The sequence below is a fragment of the Candidatus Pelagibacter sp. HTCC7211 genome, assembly GCF_000155895.1.
Lineage (GTDB): Bacteria > Pseudomonadota > Alphaproteobacteria > Pelagibacterales > Pelagibacteraceae > Pelagibacter.
Genome location: NZ_DS995298.1, coordinates 512,032 through 529,558, shown reverse-complemented (window position 1 = coordinate 529,558; position 17,527 = coordinate 512,032). Strand labels below are relative to the sequence as shown.

14 protein-coding genes, 1 tRNA gene and 1 pseudogene are annotated in these 17,527 nt (G+C 27.7%); 7 read left to right on the top strand and 9 right to left on the bottom strand.

The annotated features are described in order from the left end of the window. The first annotated feature begins 82 nt into the window (after nt 1-82). Complete coding sequence (locus PB7211_RS02750; protein WP_008544068.1) at nt 83-1,981, top strand: propionyl-CoA synthetase; 1,899 nt, start codon at nt 83-85, stop codon at nt 1,979-1,981. Here PB7211_RS02750 and PB7211_RS02745 read toward each other — a convergent pair. After that, nucleotides 1,970-3,274 (bottom strand): dihydroorotase, encoded by a 1,305-nt coding sequence (locus PB7211_RS02745; RefSeq protein ID WP_034398880.1) that lies wholly within the window; start codon nt 3,272-3,274, stop codon nt 1,970-1,972. The genes PB7211_RS02750 and PB7211_RS02745 overlap by 12 nt on opposite strands. Nucleotides 3,275-3,317: 43 nt before the next feature. Between PB7211_RS02745 and ygfZ the strand changes: the two genes are divergently transcribed. Further along, a complete protein-coding gene (gene ygfZ, locus PB7211_RS02740; protein ID WP_008544912.1) occupies nt 3,318-4,211 on the top strand; it encodes a CAF17-like 4Fe-4S cluster assembly/insertion protein YgfZ in 894 nt (297 codons plus the stop codon). Nucleotides 4,212-4,413: 202 nt separating this feature from the next. Here ygfZ and PB7211_RS07950 read toward each other — a convergent pair whose 3' ends face one another. From PB7211_RS07950 to PB7211_RS02725, 4 genes and pseudogenes are all read right to left on the bottom strand, one after another. Further along, nucleotides 4,414-4,551, bottom strand: coding sequence for a hypothetical protein (locus tag PB7211_RS07950; RefSeq protein ID WP_008545989.1), 138 nt, complete (start codon nt 4,549-4,551; stop codon nt 4,414-4,416). A 296-nt stretch (nt 4,552-4,847) separates the two neighbouring features. Next, a pseudogene (locus PB7211_RS07895) lies at nt 4,848-4,962 on the bottom strand (type IV pilin protein); the annotation flags it as partial. A 5-nt stretch (nt 4,963-4,967) separates the two neighbouring features. Further along, nucleotides 4,968-5,456: a prepilin-type N-terminal cleavage/methylation domain-containing protein gene (locus tag PB7211_RS08100; protein ID WP_008545940.1), complete on the bottom strand. Its 489-nt coding sequence runs from the start codon at nt 5,454-5,456 to the stop codon at nt 4,968-4,970. A gap of 123 nt (nt 5,457-5,579) precedes the next feature. After that, nucleotides 5,580-5,665, bottom strand: a tRNA-Leu gene (locus PB7211_RS02725). 55 nt (nt 5,666-5,720) lie between these two features. On the opposite strand from PB7211_RS02725, the gene nadA reads away from it, so the two are divergent. Beyond that, complete coding sequence (gene nadA / locus PB7211_RS02720) at nt 5,721-6,710, top strand: quinolinate synthase NadA (protein ID WP_008545491.1); 990 nt, start codon at nt 5,721-5,723, stop codon at nt 6,708-6,710. 6 nt (nt 6,711-6,716) lie between these two features. Next, nucleotides 6,717-7,550 (top strand): carboxylating nicotinate-nucleotide diphosphorylase, encoded by an 834-nt coding sequence (gene nadC / locus PB7211_RS02715; RefSeq protein ID WP_008545347.1) that lies wholly within the window; start codon nt 6,717-6,719, stop codon nt 7,548-7,550. Here the strand turns inward: nadC and PB7211_RS02710 are convergent. Beyond that, on the bottom strand, nt 7,547-7,918 hold the full coding sequence (locus PB7211_RS02710; protein ID WP_008544208.1) for a nucleoside triphosphate pyrophosphohydrolase family protein: 372 nt from the start codon (nt 7,916-7,918) through the stop codon (nt 7,547-7,549). The genes nadC and PB7211_RS02710 overlap by 4 nt on opposite strands. Before the next feature lie 67 nt (nt 7,919-7,985). Here PB7211_RS02710 and fumC point away from each other — a divergent pair, with 67 nt between their 5' ends. Further along, the gene (gene fumC / locus PB7211_RS02705; RefSeq protein ID WP_008546102.1) at nt 7,986-9,374 is read left to right on the top strand and encodes a class II fumarate hydratase; all 1,389 of its coding nucleotides are present in this window, start codon (nt 7,986-7,988) and stop codon (nt 9,372-9,374) included. Here fumC and PB7211_RS02700 read toward each other — a convergent pair. Then, the gene (locus PB7211_RS02700; protein WP_008545571.1) at nt 9,362-10,864 is read right to left on the bottom strand and encodes an AsmA family protein; all 1,503 of its coding nucleotides are present in this window, start codon (nt 10,862-10,864) and stop codon (nt 9,362-9,364) included. The two genes, fumC and PB7211_RS02700, sit on opposite strands and share 13 nt — an antisense overlap. A gap of 35 nt (nt 10,865-10,899) precedes the next feature. On the opposite strand from PB7211_RS02700, the gene PB7211_RS02695 reads away from it, so the two are divergent. Next, the gene (locus PB7211_RS02695; protein WP_008544382.1) at nt 10,900-12,936 is read left to right on the top strand and encodes an ATP-dependent helicase; all 2,037 of its coding nucleotides are present in this window, start codon (nt 10,900-10,902) and stop codon (nt 12,934-12,936) included. Continuing rightward, nucleotides 12,933-14,627, top strand: coding sequence for an aminopeptidase P family protein (locus PB7211_RS02690; RefSeq protein WP_034398875.1), 1,695 nt, complete (start codon nt 12,933-12,935; stop codon nt 14,625-14,627). Before PB7211_RS02695 ends, PB7211_RS02690 begins: the two co-directional genes overlap by 4 nt. On the opposite strand, the gene ligA is transcribed toward PB7211_RS02690, so the two are convergent. Both ligA and PB7211_RS02680 read right to left on the bottom strand, forming a co-directional pair. Next, nucleotides 14,610-16,640, bottom strand: a complete 2,031-nt coding sequence (ligA, locus tag PB7211_RS02685; protein ID WP_008545760.1) for an NAD-dependent DNA ligase LigA — start codon at nt 16,638-16,640, stop codon at nt 14,610-14,612. The genes PB7211_RS02690 and ligA overlap by 18 nt on opposite strands. After that, a complete protein-coding gene (locus PB7211_RS02680) occupies nt 16,633-17,484 on the bottom strand; it encodes an outer membrane protein assembly factor BamD (protein WP_008544876.1) in 852 nt (283 codons plus the stop codon). The genes ligA and PB7211_RS02680 overlap by 8 nt, the downstream gene beginning before the upstream one ends. Nucleotides 17,485-17,527 lie beyond the last annotated feature (43 nt).

Genomic DNA, 17,527 nt, shown 5'->3' with positions numbered 1-17,527 from the left:
CATTGATTTTACTTATTTTTTAAAATTAAATACAATTTTTAATTTAAAAACCAACAAATTTAACGAAATCGAATCAAAATCTATGTCAAAAAAATTTAGTGAAATTTACGAGCAATCTATAAAAAATCCTGAAAATTTTTGGCAAGAAGCATCAAATGATATTTTTTGGTTTAAAAAACCTACTAAAATTTTAAATAAATCTAACCCTCCTTTCTATAAATGGTTTGAAGATGGTGTCACCAATACTTGTTATAACGCCTTAGATATACACATTGATCAAGGTAAAGGTAAAAAAACTGCTTTAATATACGATAGCCCAATCACTGGTAATAAAAGTCAATTTACATATGAAGAACTTAGATCAAAAGTTTCAAAATTTGCAGGAGCGCTCAAAGATCAAGCTGTAATTAAAGGGGATAGAGTAATTATTTACATGCCTATGATACCAGAGGCAGTGATAGCTATGCTTGCTTGTGCAAGAATTGGGGCAATTCACTCTGTTGTATTTGGTGGCTTTGCATCAAATGAACTTGCTAGTAGAATTGATGATAGTAAAGCAAAACTATTGGTAACTGCATCATGTGGATTTGAGCCTGGAAGAACAGTTGAATACAAACCTCTTGTAGATGAAGCTGTAAAATTAGCCAATCATAAAATTGAGAAGATGATTTTATTCCAAAGATTAGGTCATGAAGTAAAATTAAATGCTCCATTAGAGATCAGCTGGGAAGAGGCAATTTCGAATGCTAAAGATGCTGACTGTGTTGAGATGAATTCAAATGAGTTTGCTTATATTCTTTATACCTCAGGAACAACTGGAACGCCTAAGGGTATTGTAAGAGATATTGGTGGTCACATAGTTGCATTAAAGTGGACTATGAAAAATATCTACAATATTGATACTAACGATATTTGGTGGTCAGCAAGTGATATTGGATGGATTGTTGGACATTCTTATATTGTCTACGCTCCATTATTTAAAGGATGCACAACTGTTCTGTTTGAGGGAAAACCGGTTGGCACTCCTGATGCTGGAGCTTTTTGGAAAATCATATCAGACTATAAAGTAAAATCTCTTTTCACAGCCCCTACTGCATTTAGAGCAATTAAGAAAGAAGATCCTGAAGGTAAGTTTTTCTCAAAATACGATCTTAGTAATTTTGAAAGCTTATTTCTTGCAGGTGAGAGAGCAGATCCAGATACAATTAAGTGGGCAGAAAATTTACTGAAAATTCCAGTGATTGATCATTGGTGGCAGACGGAGACTAGTTGGGCAATAAGTTCTAATTGTACAGGAATTGAAATGATGAAAACAAAATATGGTTCAGCTTGTAAAGCGGTTCCAGGTTACGATGTAAAAATTATTAAACCCGATCAAACTTTAGCTAAACCAAATGAAATGGGTGACATTGTTGTTAAACTTCCATTACCACCTGGAACTTTTCCAACATTGTGGAATGCAGATCAAAGATACAAAGAAAATTATATGACTAATTACGAAGGTTACTATCAAACTTATGATGCAGGACACATTGATGATGATGGTTATATTTGGATTATGTCTAGAACCGATGACATTATAAATGTTGCAGGACATAGATTATCAACCGGTGCCATTGAAGAAGTTTTATCTGAACATCAATCAGTTGCTGAATGTGCAGTACTTGGTATTGCAGATAAATTAAAAGGACAATTACCAATTGGATTAGTTGTTCTAAAATCAGGAGTAGATATAGATAATGATACTATTTCAAAAGAATGTGTTCAGATGGTTAGAGATAAAATAGGACCAGTTGCGGCATTTAAAGTTGTAATTGTTATCAAAAGATTACCCAAAACAAGATCTGGTAAAATTTTACGGGGAACTATTAGAAAAATTGCAGATAACGTGGAATATAAAGTGCCACCTACTATTGATGACCCTGCAATACTTACTGAAATTAAAGAAGATTTAATAAAAAATAATATTTTAAAAGACTAAAGGTTTTCCTTCAGGATCTCCTAAAATCTTACCGTCTTGCATTTTAATTTTGCCAGCAATAATTGTATGTGTTGGTGTTCCCTTGAATTTATCTCCATTAAATGGTGTCCATCCACATTTACTCTCAATATTTTCATTTTTAATTTCAATTGTTTTATTCATATCAACAATTGTAAAATCAGCGTCAAATCCTTCTTTAATAAATCCTTTATTTTTAATACCAAAAATTTTTATTGGATTTTCACACACAAGGTTCATCAATTGATTTAGAGTAAGCTCTCCATCATTTACGTGATTTAACATAACAGGCATTAAAGTTTGAACCCCTGGCATACCTGATGGTGAATTAGGATATTCTTTTTCTTTATTAACTTTAAGATGTGGGGCGTGATCTGAGCCTATTGTGTCATTTAAATTATTTTTAACTGCATACCATAATCTATCATAATGAGATTTATCTCTTATTGGAGGATTCATCTGAGCATAAGTTCCAAGCTTGTCATAACAATCTGGAGCATAAATTGTTAAATGCTGTGGAGTTATCTCAAAAGTAATATTTCCTTTATGTTGCGATAAAAAATCTACTTCATCTTTAGTAGTTACATGAAGAACATGAGCTCTTTTTTTGTATTTTTCAGCAATTCTTACAATTCGTCTCGTTGAGGAGATCGCACATTCAACACTTCTCCAAACAGGATGTGTATGAACGTCTCCTTGTTTAATTAACTTTTTATTCATATTCAAAATTGCCTCATCCTCAGAGTGAACTGCCACAACTTTTGAGGCGTTTTGAAAAACCTTATCTATATCATCTTCTTCAGCAACCAATAAATTACCTGTTGAAGATCCAGCAAAAAGTTTAATCCCACAGCAGCCTTCTAAACCTTCTAAGCTTGCTAAATCATCTGCATTATCTGCTGTTGCACCAAAATAAAAAGCGTGATTGCAATACATTCTATTTTTAGCAAGATCTATCTTTCTTTGGAATTCTTTCATATTAGATGTTGGAGGATTAGTATTTGGCATTTCAAAAACACTTGTAATTCCACCTGCTACTGCAGCTCTACTTCCAGAATGCAAATCTTCTGTATCTGTTGAACCTGGTTCTCTAAAATGAGTCTGAGTATCAATACATCCCGGTAAAACGGTTTGACCTTCAGCGTTTATAGTTTCTTTAGCTTCATAAGTAATTTCACCAATTTTATGAATTTTTCCATCTTTAACAGCAACATTTACTTCTTTTAATTGTCCATCGATGTAACATTGTCCGTTTTTGATTATAAGATCTAACATTTTAAGAAAATGTTATTATATTACATCAAAGGATTAATCAATTATGAATATTAAAAATGTTTACATTTTAGATGATAGAGCGATCCTTTACGTGAATGGAGAAGATGCAAAAGAATTTCTTCAAAATCTAATAAGCAATGATGTAAATAAAGTTAGCGATACAAATAGTTGCTTTACATCTCTGCTTTCTCCGCAAGGTAAATTTTTATTCGAATTTATTATTATTAAACATAAGTCTGGCTTCATAATTGATTGTGAAAAACCTCAGGCAGATGGATTATTTAAGCAACTAAGTATTTATAAATTACGATCAAAGGTTGAAATTTTAAACTTAAGCAACGAATTCGTAGTTGCAGCCTTTAGTCATGAAAAATTTCTTACCTTTGATGAAGCACAAGATGTTCCTGGATTTACCTTGAAATACAGAGAGGATCCTATTTTTTTAGACCCAAGGAATAAGCAATTAGGAGCAAGGCTTATCATAAATTTAGAGAAACTTTATCTGTCACTTAAAAAACTAGAACTGCAGGACTCTAAACTTCATGATTACTATTCATATTGCCATAAACTTGGAATAGTTCCAAAAGATCTAAACAAATTACAAAATAAACTATTTGGTATTGAGTGTAATTATGAGGAATTAAATGGAATTGATTTTAAAAAAGGTTGTTACGTTGGACAAGAAAATACAGCAAGGATTAAGCTTAAAAATAAACTCTCAAAAAGATTATTGCCTATCAATCTAGTTAAAGGTGAATTAACTGAAGGTGAAAGTATTTATCATAAAGAAAAGGAAATTGGTAAAGTATTGATTGAAAAGGATTACCCTTTTGCTCTAATAAAATTTCAAGATGTAAATTTAAGTGAAAATATTGATTTTAATACTAAAGACGCTTCGATAAAAATAGAGAAACCTGATTGGATAAAAACTAATTAGTTATTTAAATATATAAATAAATATTAAGATTATAAGCACTATAATTACCCAGATGCTGAGATTTTTAAGAAATTGTTTCAACTGAGAATTTGATTGTAAAAAACCTGGAAGTACTAGTAGTAAAACTCCCAACATAAATACTACTGAAAGTAATTTATCCATACTCGAAAATCTTTATCATAATATAATTTTTTGTTTTTGATTATCTGAACTCACAAAAATTAATTTCATTTGATAAATAATCATCAGAACCATCCTCATCAATATCACCAAGATTAACTTTAATACAAGACATGTTTCCTGCCATACCACACGTATTATTTTTATGAGCATAACCCATTGCCAATTGACCTTTTGGAACGTTTGATGGTGGACATGTTCCATTACTCCATGAAGATCCTTATATAGAACTATTTAGTGGATTTTTTATTCCATAATTTTCTAAATATATCTTATAGGTAATTGAATCTGCATTTAACATATTCTTAGAGAAACTTGGTGTATTACATGTATGACTATTTGGGGATCTTCCATCTAGATAAGGGCCAAAAGTAACTTGTATTTCATTAAAACATCCAGTGGCTGAATTTAAAATTTTTTTTTCTATATTTGCATATCTTGTTTCTAATGTTTTAATTTTTGCACTACTAGTATACCCACTATAAGCAACTACACCTACTGCAGCTAGAATACCAATGATGGCTACAACAACTAGAAGTTCTATTAATGTAAAACCTTTTTGCTTAGTCATAAAAATTATAATCCACTTAAATCAATGTCATTACTACAAACATGATTTGGAATACTACATTGAGTTCCAGAACAAGGAGTTTTAACACAAGTTATAACTTGAATTTTTGTTCCAGGAGATCTCAACCTGTTATATCCAACATCTGTATCATTCGTAATATTTCCACCATGAGAAATTGGAGGTTTAGAGTCATAAGGATTCTTAAAATTTGTATTTAAAACTTCAACGGTTGCTTTTGCGACAATATCTTTCCAAGTTGCAGTTCCACTTTTTGAGCAATCTAATTTTCCTTCCATAGCAGTGCTTTCACCTATCGAACATTTTAGAGCTTCTGTCGTTATATATTTAACTATAGCTTGATGATTAGAAGTAGCTGCTGATTTTTTTGCGCCACTTGTATACCCACTATAAGCAACTACACCTACCGCAGCTAATATACCGATGATTGCAACAACGACTAGTAGTTCTATTAGAGTGAAGCCTTTTTGTTTCATAAAAAAATATTATCAAATTTAAAATTATGAGTCTAAAAATACTTTCTATTAAACAAATAACTCTCTTTACCAACACAATAGATTTATAATTTTTATTAAAAAGGTCCCATAAAAAATTCATTTTGGTGCGGTCGGAGAGACTCGAACTCTCATGGACTAGGTCCACACGGCCCTCAACCGTGCCTGTCTACCAATTTCAGCACGACCGCAATATGTCTCATAATAAATTAATGACAATGACGTTTCAAATTGATAAATTTTACCATGGAATTTACACAAGAAGTTAAAATAGCGACAGATCCTATTTATCAAAAGATTTCAAAAGTAATGCCTGAAATTGAGTGGTCAGTGCATGCTCCATACATTCATAGAATTAATCAATTAAAGAAAGAAAAAAATGCAATTGTTCTTGCACATAATTATCAAACTCCAGAAATATATCATGGTATAGCAGATGTAGCTGCAGACTCTTTGGCTCTTGCAATAGAAGCCGCAAAAACAAAAGCAGATATAATTGTAATGGCGGGAGTTCACTTTATGGCAGAAACCTCAAAATTAATGAGCCCAGAAAAGAAAGTTTTGCTTCCAGATATGGATGCAGGTTGCTCCCTATCATCATCTGTAACTGGCAAAGATGTAAGATTACTTAAAGAAAAATATCCAGGGGTACCAGTCGTATCTTATGTAAATACTTCAGCAGATGTTAAAGCAGAAACAGATATTTGTTGTACATCTGCAAATGCTGTAAAAATTGTAGAGTCACTTGGTGTTAATAAAGTTATATTTTTACCTGATGATTACTTAGCAAAATACGTAGCTTCACAAACCAATGTGGAAATTATTGCTTGGAAAGGGATATGCATGGTTCATGATCAATTTAATGAAAAAGAAATTTTTGATATACGAGAAAGAAATCCTGGAATTAAAATTATAGCACACCCAGAATGTCCACCTGAAGTAATTAAGGCTAGCGACTTCGCTGGTTCTACAGGTGGTATGATTGATTATGTTAAAAGTAATCAGCCAAAAAAAGTAATGATGGTTACTGAATGCTCCATGAGTGATAATATTCAAGTTGAAAACCCTAATGTAGAATTTATTAGACCATGCAACCTATGTCCTCATATGAAAAAAATTACGCTTCCAAAAATACTAGATTGTTTAGAAAATGAAACTGGTGAAATAATAATGGATAAAGAGACAATTGAAAAAGCTAGAATTCCAGTTGAAAGAATGGCTGCTGTAGGCAGATAAATTTTAGTGTCGAAAATAAAACTTAGTAAAGATTTTATTCGTAACACTGTTAAACTTGCATTAAATGAAGATCTTTATCCTTCTGGAGATATAACCTCTAATCTAATTAATAATAATAAAATTATCAAAGTTAAACTTCTATCAAATCAGGAAGCAATTATTGGTGGATTATTATTTGTCCATCATGCTTTTAATTTAGTAGATCCTAAAATTAAATTTTTAGTTAAAAAAAAAGATGGTTCGAAAGTTAAAAAAGGGTCTTTAATTGCAATAATTGAAGGTAAAGCAAAGAATATTTTAATTGCTGAAAGAGTTGCACTAAATTTTTTATCTCATATCTCTGGTATAGCAACAAAGACAAATAAATTTGTTAAACTTGCTGGTAAGAAATGTAAGATTTGTTGCACACGAAAAACTATTCCAAACTTGAGAGTTATTCAAAAATATGCAGTTAAATTAGGTGGTGGCACTAATCATAGATTTAATTTAAGTGATGAGTTTTTAATTAAAGATAATCATATTGCCTCATCAAATATCCAAGATCTAGTATCACATGCTATAAAGAATAAGAAAGGAAGAAAAATTACTGTTGAAGTTGACAATTTAAATCAGCTTAAAGTAATTATGGGTCTTAAATTTAATACTGTTTTATTTGATAACATTAATATTAAAAATCTTAAGGCTGGAGTAAAGATTGCTAAAAAATATTACGAAACTGAAGCTTCAGGAAATATCAATTTAAAGACAATTAAATCAGTTGCTTCAACTGGTGTAGATAGAATTTCAATTGGAAGTATTACACATAGTGCAGCAGCGATTGATTTTAAACTAGAAATCTAAGATACAAACTTTGACAAATCAGGTTTGAAATAATTCGGTCCTTTCATTACTTTGCCAGACTCATTATAAATTGGGTTTCCATCTTCCCCTAATTTGCTCATATTTGAATTTTGAACTTCCTCAAAACATTTGTCCAAATCAATTCCAAATGCATGCCCAGCACCATAGGTAACATACAATATATCTGTCAGTGCATCTGCAACCTCTAATAAATCTTTATTATTCATTGCCTCGGTCAGTTCTTGCAATTCTTCCTTAATAAGATCTATCCTTAGTTTATTGATCTTCTCTGTACTTAATGAAGGTTCTGTTTTGACCTCTTGTCCAAAAGTTTTCATAAAAGTTCCAACTTTATTAAAATTCGACATATTGCTCCTGTAAGTTTTTTAAATTTTATTGTATGTTAATAATTATTTATTACTTACATATTAATCAATGAAATTAAGAAAAGAATTTGACAGTATAGGAAGTGTTAATGTTCCAAATGATAAATATTGGGGGGCTTCAACTCAAAGATCAAATAAATTTTTTAATATTGGAAAAATTTTAGTAAACATTTCAATCATAAAATCCATTGCAATTATCAAGAGATCAGCTGCAATAGTACACTCTAAAGATAAATTAATTAACAGTAAAATATCTAAAGCAATTATTAAAGCTTCTGATGAGGTAATTAAAGGTAAATTGGACAAAAACTTTCCTTTAAAAGTCTGGCAAACAGGCTCTGGAACCCAAACTAATATGAATGTTAATGAAGTAATTGCTAACCGTTCGATTGAAATTTTAGGTGGTAAAAAAGGAACAAAAAAACCAGTTCATCCTAATGATCATGTAAATAAATCTCAATCTACTAATGATGTGTTCCCAACTGCTATGCATATTTCTATCGCTCAAGAAACAATTAGTAAATTATTACCAAATTTAAAAATTTTAGAAAAAGAGTTAAAAAGAAAATCACGTGAGTTTAAAGATATTGTAAAAATTGGAAGAACTCATCTTCAAGATGCAACACCTCTTTCTCTTGGACAAGAATTTTCAGGTTATCATGTGCAGATACAAAAAAGTATTCAAAGAATTGAAGTTGCATTAAAAGAAATATTTGATCTTGCTCAAGGAGGTACAGCTGTTGGAACAGGAATAAATTCTAAAAAAAATTTTGATAAAAAAATAGTAAAGGAAATTTCTAAATTTACAAAAATACCATTTAAACCAGCTGCAAACAAATTTGCGGAACTTGCAGCACATGATTCAATTGTTAACTTTTCAGGAACATTAAACACTTGTGCTGTGGCTTTAATGAAAATATCTAATGATATTAGATTTTTAGGCTCAGGACCTAGAGCAGGATATGGGGAACTTATATTACCTGAAAATGAACCTGGTTCATCAATTATGCCAGGCAAAATAAACCCAACACAATGTGAAGCTGTTACGATGGTATGTGTAAAAGTAATTGGCAATCATAGCGGTATAACTATTGCTGGCTCTCATGGACATTTTGAATTGAATGTTTTCAAACCATTAATTGCACATAATATTTTACAATCGATTGACTTAATAGCTGATAGCACGAAAAATTTTGCTCTTTACTGTGTTAAAGGAATAAAAGCTAATAAGAAAAAAATTCAAGAACATCTGGATAACTCATTAATGTTAGTAACCGCTTTAGCTCCTCACATAGGTTATGACAATGCCGCAAAAATTGCAAAGACTGCATTAAAGAATAATACAAAACTTAAATTTGAAACATTAAAAACAGGGTTAATAAGTGAAAAAGAGTATAATAAAATCGTTAATCCAAAAAAAATGATCTATCCGGAGTAAGATTTAAGCGCCTCATTTATTAAATTTTTAAAATAAACTCTATTTTGAAGAAGAGTATCTTTAGAAACAAATTGATTTAGTATCTGATTTACTTTTTGATTCATTAATCCATCTATTTCAATACTATTAAGAGTGGTTATTTTTTGGTCAAAATTGTAGGCAAAATTTAATTTAATTTTTTTTATTTCTTTTCGATAATTTCTAGGTGTTTTAAAATACTTATAAATTTCATAAATGTCATAAATTTCAATTATAATATTGCCATCCAAAACTAAATTATTATCTTTTACATAAATAAGGCTATTAGATATTTGAAAATCAACATTATCTGACCAGCTGAATTTGGTATTATTAATATCTACTAATCCCTCTTCTATTTTTAAATTTAATACTAAGTTAATCAGATCATTATATGGAGCAATTTTTTTAGCTTTTATAATTGTATCTATGTTTAAATTTTTATTATTTAATAATTCTGTTTTAAATAATTGTACTAAGATACTATCAGAATTTAAAACTTGATTTAAATTAATTTTATTAACGTCACCAGATATTTCTGAAAAAAATGGAATAAAATTAATCATACCTTCGTATTTGAAATTACTATCTAAAGATTTATCTAAATAATTAAAATTAAATAAATTCTTTTCAATTTCATATTTTCCTTCACTTATATTTTTATTGTGAATAAATTTAATTGATCCTTTTTTATTTGAATTTTTTTTACTATATTCATTAATTACTTTAAGATTTAAAAATTCAAAATTTAATTTACTGATTATTTTTTTTTCATTAATATCATCTTTTAATTCTATCGTATATGGAAGATTAAAAATTTCACAATTTGCTAAAAGAGTGTTTTTTTGATCCTTTAAGTCAAAATAATATTTCAATTGATTAACACTATTTATAAACAAAACATCATTATCAATATTTCTGTAAAATATTTTACTATCATTAATTTCAAAATTAAAATTTGAAAAATTATTATTCAAAAGTTTAGTAAAAAAATTATAATTCTTATTATTTAAATTAAAATTAACATTATTAAGAATTACATCATCAATTTTAATATTATCAAGAGAGAATAGATACTTGGGTGAAATATAAATTTTAATTCTTTCTACATCTGCAAAGTTTTTTTTATCATCGTAGAATTTAGTTTCTTTAAATACAAAATTTGGCTTTGGAAAAAAATTATATGTAAAATCATTATTTATTGCGAAATTAAAATTCAAATTTTTAGATAATTGATTCTTAATTTTATTAACTAAATTGTTAGTATTATAGAAATAAGGTAATGATAAATAAGAAAAAACAACAACAAGCAATACAGATATAAACCCAAAAATTCTTTTAAAACTTAAAAAAATTAATAATTTGTCTGAATCAAAAAGAAAATTTAATTTGTTTAATTTTTTCTCTAATAGACTATTTATAAATAAATTGACCTTTTTTAAAAATTTTACAAAAAAATTATGTTTGCTCATGATAATATAATGGAACTTATAAAGAAATATTTTGAATGATAAACTCTGATTATCTAGATAATTTAAATAATGCACAAAAAGAGGCTGTATTACATGTTGATGGGCCATTATTAATAGTTGCAGGAGCGGGATCAGGAAAAACTAAGGTTTTGACCTCTAGAATTGCTCACATAATAAAAAAGAAGAAAGCTTTTCCCAATCAAATTTTGTCAGTAACTTTTACCAATAAAGCTGCGAAAGAGATGCAAACTAGAGTTAGCAAAATACTTGGATCAACTGCAACAGGTCTTTCGTGGCTTGGAACGTTTCACTCAATTTGTGTAAAAATATTAAGAAAGCACGCAAAAGCTGCAAATCTAAATTCAAACTTTACAATTATAGACACCGATGATCAAATTAGATTAATTAAAAATATTTGTAAAAGTGAAAATATAGACATCAAACAATTAGCGCCAAGATTTATTCTTGCAATTATAGACCGATGGAAAAATAAGGGATATTATCCCTCAGAAGTAGTTGTTAATAATAAAGACTTATATGAAAAAACTATACTACCTCTCTATAAAATTTATCAACAAAAATTAATAGACTTAAATTCATGTGATTTTGGAGATTTAATATTACATACCGTAAAAATTTTAGAAAATTATCCAGATATAAGAAATATTTACTCTAATAATTTTAAATATATTTTAGTAGATGAATATCAGGATACAAATTTTATTCAAAGCAAATGGCTTAATCTATTATCTGAAAAACATAATAATTTATGTTGTGTAGGTGATGATGATCAGTCAATTTATAGCTGGCGAGGTGCAGAAATAAAAAATTTTTTAGAATTTGATCAAGTTTATAATAATACAAAAGTTATTAGACTTGAGCAAAATTATAGATCTTCTCAAAATATTTTATCAGTAGCTTCTAATTTAATATCTAATAATGAAAATAGAGTAGGCAAAACTTTAACTACCACAATGGAAGAAGGTGATTTAGTTAAATTAAATTGTTTTAAAAATGGTAAAGACGAAGCAATAGGAATTTCTGATGAAATTGAAAAAAATATAAAGAAAAAGTTTTCTTTTAATAATGTTGCTATTTTAGTAAGAGCAATTTTTCAAACAAGAGAATTTGAAGAAAGATTTCTAAAGATTGGTATGCCCTATAGAATTTTAGGTGGTACTAAATTTTATGAAAGAGCTGAAATTAAAGATTGTGTTGCATATTTAAGATTAATTCATCAAGAAAAAGATGATTTGGCATTTGAAAGAATTGTCAATAATCCAAAACGATCAATAGGTGACACTACTATTAAACTTGTTCATGAATTTGGAAAAAAAAATAATTTATGTCTAGAAAATGCAGCAAAACAAATGATTGAAGAAAATTTAATTAAGCCAAAAACTAAAATTAGTCTTAATTTTTTTCTTAAATCTTTAAGTAAGTGGCGTAACGATATTAAAATTAAAAAGATTAATCATATTAAATTAATGCAAACCGTTTTAGATGAGTCTGGTTACTCTTCGATGTTAAAAAATAAAAAAGATTTAGATAATGAAAGCAGATTAGAAAATATTAAAGAATTATTAACTGCGATGAAAGAATTTGATAATCTTGAAAGTTTTTTAGAACATGTTTCTTTAGCTACATCTGTTGATCAGGAATGGGATGGTGAAAAGATAAATATGATGACAATGCACGCAGCAAAAGGTCTTGAATTTGATGCGGTATTTCTTCCTGGGTGGGAAGAGGGTTTATTTCCTCACCAAAAATCAATTGAAGAGAAAGGTCAAAACGGTCTAGAAGAAGAGCGAAGATTAGCCTATGTGGGTATTACACGTGCAAAAAAAAAAGCAATTATATCATTTTCAATGAATAGATTTTATCAAGGTGACTGGATAGACAGTATGGCATCAAGATTTATAGATGAGTTACCTGAGAAATATTTAGAAAAAAATTCATTTTTTGAAGAAGAGATTGACGAGTCTCAAGATTTCGAATTTAATCAAGATTTTGACATTGAAAATGAAACAAGAAGTCCAGGATGGATAAGATACCAAAAAAGAATTAAATGAATAAAAGAATAAACCTTCTCAGAAAAAAATTTAAAAAATACAATATTGATGGATATATAGTTTCTAAAAATGATGATTATTTTACAGAATATTCAAAAATAAATAGATTAGAAATAATATCAAATTTTACTGGCTCTGCTGGATTAGCCATTATCTTAAAAAATAAGAATTATTTATTTACTGATGGAAGATATACAATTCAAAGTCAAATAGAGTCTGGGAAAGATTTTAAAATTGTCAATTATGATAAAATAATAAACTTTGATTTAGTTAAAAACTTAACTTTAGGCATTGATCCTAAACTATTTACATATGAACAAATTAAAAAATATTTTTTAAAAAATAATAAAATTAAATTCATTACAAAAAACTTAATTGATGAAATAAAAAATAAAAAAATTAAAGATAATTTTAAATTTTTTTCACTAAAAAAAGAAATAGTTGGCGAAAGCTCTAAATCTAAAATAAACAAAATTGTAAAATATTTAAAAAAAAATAAGTCTGATTATTTATTAGTAAGTGCTCCAGAAAACGTTGCCTGGATTTTGAATATTAGAGGAGGAGATGGGCCAAATAGTCCAGTGCCTAATTCAAGATTAATAATTAGCAAAACAAAAAAAATATTTTTAATAAGTAAAATTTATAAAACAGAAAAACTTATTAAAGATAAGATAATCAAATCAAAAGAGGTGATTGATGTTAATAAATTTCATCAGGAAATTGTTAAATTAAATGGTAAAAATTTTATTATTGATAATAAATCTTGCTCAATTTTTTATGAAGATATTATCAAATCCAAATTTAGAATAGTTAAAAGAGAAGATCCAACTTATTTATTAAAATCTGTTAAAAATAAAATAGAGATTAATAATACGATTAATTCTCATATTATTGATGGTGTAGCCCTAACTAAATTTATTTATTGGATTAAAAATATAAATAAAAAGAAAATTACAGAAGTAGAAGCTCAAAATAAATTAGAAAAATTTAGAAAAATGAATGAAAACTATTTGTATCCAAGCTTTGACACTATCGCTGGCTCTGGAGAAAATGGTGCAATAGTTCATTACAGAGCCAAGAAAGAAAATTGTAGAACTATAAATAAAACAGATATTTTTTTATGTGACTCAGGGGGGCAATATAAATACGGCACAACCGATGTCACACGTACAATTTGTTTTTCAAAACCTAAATCGCAAATCAAAGATATATTTACTAAAGTTCTAAAAGGTCATATTGCTGTGGCAAATACAGACTTAAAAAAAGACAATACAGGTAAAAAAATTGATGCAAGAGCGAGAAAATTTCTCAATAAAAGTAATTTAGACTATGCACATGGCACAGGTCATGGTGTGGGTTTTTTCTTAAACGTCCACGAAGGACCGCAAGCAATTACAAAAATAAATTCAATTAAAATTAAAGAAGGTATGATTTTAAGCAATGAGCCTGGCTATTATCAAAAAGGTAAATTTGGTATTAGAATTGAGAATTTAGTTTTTGTAAAAAAAGATAAAAATAAAATTTTTTTTGAAAACTTAACTTTAGCACCTATCGAAAAAGATTTGATTAATTATAAACTTTTAAGCTCAGAAGAGAAAAATTATTTATTTAAGTATCATTTAAATGTTTATTCAAAGATTTCAAAATTTTTAAATGCAAATGAACGCAGATGGTTAGCTAGTTATGTTTAGCATTTTTAAAAATTGGGACTGATTTATAATTTTAATTCTTAATTCTTTAGCCGTTTCAATTTTTCTCTTAGTTGGTTTATCTCCTATAATTAAATAATCTAATTTTTTTGTAACACTGCTCACTGTTGAGCCTGAATTTTCTTCAATTAAAGACTTTATTTCAGCTCTACTGATACCACTAAGTTTTCCTGTTATCATGAAAGTATAATTTTTTAATAATCCATTTTTTTTTTCAATTAAAGTATTTTTAATAGATAATTCTTTACTTAGTTGATTAATAATTTCATTATTAATTTTATTTGAAAAAAAACTTTTGATAGAACTTACTTGAGTTTCACCAATCTTATCCACATTTAATAGATCGTTGTAATTACTTTTATTTGATAATTCTTTAAAATTTGAAAACGTTTTAAAAAATTTTGATAATAATTTTGCATTTTCTAAACCAATATGTCTTATACCTAATGCGTAAATTAATCTTTCTAAAGATATATTTTTTTTTTCATTAATCGAATATTTCAAGTTTTCTACGGATAATCTTCCCCAACCTTCAAGATTTTCAATTCTATTATAATCAAGTCTAAAAATATCTTGAGGAAGTCTTATTAATTTTAATTTCCAAAAATTTTCTATAATTTTTTTTCCTAAACCTTCAATATTAAAGGCTTCTTTAGATACAAAATGTTTTAATTTCTCAATTGAAATTTTTTCACATTCATATCCCTCACTCGTGCATCTTCTTACTGCATCATTCTTTTTGGTTATTTCATTATATTCTTTTGTTGTTTTGGATCCACAAGATGGACATTTTTTAGGAAATACAAACTTTATACTTTTTTTTGATCTCTTATTAATATCTACAGTAAGAATGTGTGGTATAACATCACCAGCTCTTTCAACCACTACCGTATCACCCACCCTAACATCTTTTCTCATAATCTCATCTTCATTATGTAGAGTTGCATTAGAAACTTGAACTCCGCCGATATTAACCGGTTTAATTTTTGCAACTGGTGTTAATGCTCCTGTTCTTCCAATCTGGATATCTATACTTATAATTTTCGAGACTGCTTTATTTGATGAAAATTTATGAGCAACAGCCCATCTAGGAGCATTTGCTACATTTCCTAATCTTTTTTGAAGCTTAAAGTTGTTAACTTTATAAACAATTCCATCTATATCGAAGTCAATTTCAGCTCTTTTTTTTTCAATTTCATTATAATTTATTAATAAATTTTTTACTCCAGAGATTAATTTATTTAAGGGATTAGTTTTAAACCCCCATTCATTCAGACGCTTTAAAAAATCAAACTGATTATCTATATTTAATTTTTTTTCATAACCAAAGGTATAAGCAATAAATTTTAAGGGAATTTTACTAGTATCATTAGGGTCTTTTTGTCTGAGTGAACCAGATGCTGCATTTCTTGGATTTGCAAATTTATCTTTAAAATTTTCAAAGTCACTATTTTTAATAAAAACTTCTCCTCGTATGTCAATTTCTTCTGGAAAATTTTTATTAGATATTTTTTTTGGAATATCTTTAATTGTTTCTAAATTTGAAGTTATATCTTCGCCTTCTTTACCATCTCCCCTTGATAATCCTTTTACAAATTTTCCATTTTTATATGTAAGTGAAGCAGAAATGCCATCTATTTTTGGCTCAGCACTGTAATATAGTTTAAAATTTTCATTTTCAGATAAGAAATTTAATATTTTCTTTTCAAAATTTATTAAATCTTCTTCACTAAAAGCATTAGCTAATGAAAGCATTGGTACTTTATGTGCAGATTTTTTAAAATTTTTTGAAGGTTTATATCCAGTGATTTCTGATGGGGATTTTTTTGATGCAAGAAAATTATATTTTTTTTCTAATGACAAAATACTAATTTTTAACTCATCATAATTTTTGTCATCAATTAATGGTTTGTTTTTGTCATAATAATATTGGTTATATTTATTTAGTAATTTTATTTTTTCTTGGTATAGTTTTTGAATTTCTTTTTTATCCATCTAAACTAAATAAAGATTTTATTTTTTTTAAAGTTTTGTTTTTTTTAGTTTTTTCTTTTTTTCTTTTTTTAATATTTTCCTCGTATTTTTTATCAAAAATACTATAAGTTTTTTCATACCAAATGGATGATTGATAATTGTAACCTAAAAGGTTAGCATACTTCTTAGCTTCATCCTTTAATCCCAGTATATAGTGAACTTCAACTAATCTATGCAGAGCCTCCTCTGCATAAAGTGTTGTATCATAATTATCGATAACAGTTTTGAATCTATTTATTGCAGGTATCCATTTCTTTTTATCAAAATAATATCTACCAATATACATTTCTTTAGCTGCAAGTGTGTCATTTACTAATTCAATTTTAAATTCTGCATCTAATGAATAATTAGTATTAGGATAGTTTTGAATTAAAATTTCAAAATATTTTTTTGCTTTAATAATTGATTGTAAGTCTTTTTTTTCATCAACTATTTGTTCATAATACGAAACACCTAATAAATAATAAACATAATCTAAATTTTTACTTAAAGGATAAACTCTTAAAAATCTCTCCAATTCAGCTATTGTATCAGCATAATAATCTTGGGTATAATATGAATAAGCTGCCATTAAGGCTGATTTTGGAGCCCAATCAGATTGTGGAAATAAAATTTCAGCTTCATTAAATTTTTTTGCTGCATAAATAACATCACCTGACTCTAAATTTTTCATACCCTCCTGATAAGCCTCAAGAACTTGAAGATCTAAACTTTTCTCTTTAATAATTGACTCTTTAAATTCCTCTTTTTTTGCACAGGAAATAAGAGCAGCAAATAAAATAATAAACAAAAAAAATTTATTCATAAATACTTTTTGTTTATACTTACTTAACCAATAATTTTAAAGT

Coding starts and splice junctions, on each gene's coding strand:
- PB7211_RS02690 (WP_034398875.1), top strand. CDS start 12,933: ATGAATAAAAGAATAAACCTTCTCAGAAAAAAATTTAAAAAATACAAT.
- fumC (WP_008546102.1), top strand. CDS start 7,986: ATGAAATTAAGAAAAGAATTTGACAGTATAGGAAGTGTTAATGTTCCA.
- PB7211_RS02745 (WP_034398880.1), bottom strand. CDS start 3,274: ATGTTAGATCTTATAATCAAAAACGGACAATGTTACATCGATGGACAA.
- PB7211_RS02700 (WP_008545571.1), bottom strand. CDS start 10,864: ATGAGCAAACATAATTTTTTTGTAAAATTTTTAAAAAAGGTCAATTTA.
- PB7211_RS07950 (WP_008545989.1), bottom strand. CDS start 4,551: ATGGGTTATGCTCATAAAAATAATACGTGTGGTATGGCAGGAAACATG.
- ligA (WP_008545760.1), bottom strand. CDS start 16,640: ATGGATAAAAAAGAAATTCAAAAACTATACCAAGAAAAAATAAAATTA.
- PB7211_RS08100 (WP_008545940.1), bottom strand. CDS start 5,456: ATGAAACAAAAAGGCTTCACTCTAATAGAACTACTAGTCGTTGTTGCA.
- PB7211_RS02695 (WP_008544382.1), top strand. CDS start 10,900: ATGATAAACTCTGATTATCTAGATAATTTAAATAATGCACAAAAAGAG.
- ygfZ (WP_008544912.1), top strand. CDS start 3,318: ATGAATATTAAAAATGTTTACATTTTAGATGATAGAGCGATCCTTTAC.
- PB7211_RS02750 (WP_008544068.1), top strand. CDS start 83: ATGTCAAAAAAATTTAGTGAAATTTACGAGCAATCTATAAAAAATCCT.
- PB7211_RS02710 (WP_008544208.1), bottom strand. CDS start 7,918: ATGTCGAATTTTAATAAAGTTGGAACTTTTATGAAAACTTTTGGACAA.
- nadA (WP_008545491.1), top strand. CDS start 5,721: ATGGAATTTACACAAGAAGTTAAAATAGCGACAGATCCTATTTATCAA.
- PB7211_RS02680 (WP_008544876.1), bottom strand. CDS start 17,484: ATGAATAAATTTTTTTTGTTTATTATTTTATTTGCTGCTCTTATTTCC.